General features: G+C 55.1%; 1 protein-coding gene. It reads right to left on the bottom strand.

The annotated features are described in order from the left end of the window. Window positions 1–50 precede the first annotated feature (50 nt). Window positions 51–1282, bottom strand: a protein-coding gene (locus GM676_RS31265) for an IS3 family transposase (RefSeq protein WP_443093184.1) whose coding sequence is annotated in 2 segments (ribosomal slippage) — window positions 51–914 and window positions 917–1282 — 1230 coding nt in all. Because the reading frame shifts where the segments join, the coding sequence is not laid out codon by codon here. Between the last annotated feature and the right edge of the window lie 53 nt (window positions 1283–1335).

Raw genomic sequence — 1335 nt, 5'->3', positions numbered from 1 at the left:
GTGACTAGTCCTGGAATAAGTTGACGGGTAACCGCCTTTTTCGTTACCCGTTAATTAAGCTCCAGCAAAGACGCCCGATGAACTTCATCGGGCGTTTTGTATTGTAGAGCTGCATGTAGCCGCTTGGTATTGTAGATTGCGATTGATTGGCGAATCATGACCTCTGCCTGCTCCAAGTTCGCCGGTTTACTGACAAGGAACTCGGTCTTGAGTATTCCATTGACCCGCTCGGCCAAGGCATTTTGGTAGCAGTCGTATCCATCGGTCATTGAGCATACGATGCCATAACGTTGATGAATTTGTTGGTAGGCTGTAGCGCAGTATTGAATGCCCCGGTCTGAGTGATGGATGAGACGGCGATGGCTTTTGCGACACCGAAGGGCGTTCAGCAAGGCCGCAGCCACACCATCGGTATGCAGGCTGGGATGCAAGTGATAGCCGACAATCTTGCGCGAATACGCATCCGTGACCAGGCTGAGGTAGCCGGTGGCTGTGGCTGTATCAATGTAGGTGATATCGGCCACCCAGAGCTGCTCGGCACAGGTCGGAGCGGGAGCTCCCTTGATCAGATTGGGGTGCTTGTGTAGATGATGCTTGGAGTCGGTCGTCTTGGTATAGCTACGCCGCCTCGGGACTAATAACCGGGTGTGCCGCAACGTGTCGAACAAGCCATCTCGGCCTAACTTCACCCCGGCGGTGGCGAACCGGTCCTTGAGCATAAGGTGCAGCTTGCGCCCGCCTACCCGAGGTTGCAAAAGCCGTACATCACGCACCATTTCCGCCACCACGGCCGCCTTGCTTGCCCGCCCGATTTCAGCATGTAGGCGCTTGTAGTAGCTTTGGCGACTAATCCCGAACAACGCGCATATCCGGCTCAGGCTCAGGCCCTGCCTTTCTTTGAGGATTTGCGTTGTTCGGGCAAAGGCTTTTTTACGATGCCCACCCCATGCTCTTTGGCCAACACGTCCAACATAGTTTTGTAGACCAGCGACTCGTCCTTGGCCCGCGCCAGTTCCGCCTCAAGTTGTTTGATTCGCTGTTCCGGAGTCATAGGTGTAGCGCCGATCTCGGCTGGTTGATGACGTGCCAAAGCCATTGCCAGCGTACTCCAATCCTGCCGGCCAAGCTTACGTAGCCATACTAGCACCGTCGATCGGCCTTGGATGCCATACATGCGCTGCGCCTGCTTGTACGTCATTTCGCCTTTTTCCACTGCATCGACCACCCCCTGCTTAAAAGTCAGGGTGTAGTCGCCTTGAGTCCGCTTTCGTCCAGTTCCCATCTCGCTCTCCTAAGAAAAGGCGGGAAATGACAACTTAACCCAGGACGGGTCAC

Source organism: Duganella radicis (assembly GCF_009720825.1).
Classification (GTDB): domain Bacteria; phylum Pseudomonadota; class Gammaproteobacteria; order Burkholderiales; family Burkholderiaceae_D; genus Rugamonas; species Rugamonas radicis.
The sequence above is the reverse complement of the archived record's forward strand: the minus strand, read 5'-3'. Positions and strand labels throughout refer to the sequence as shown.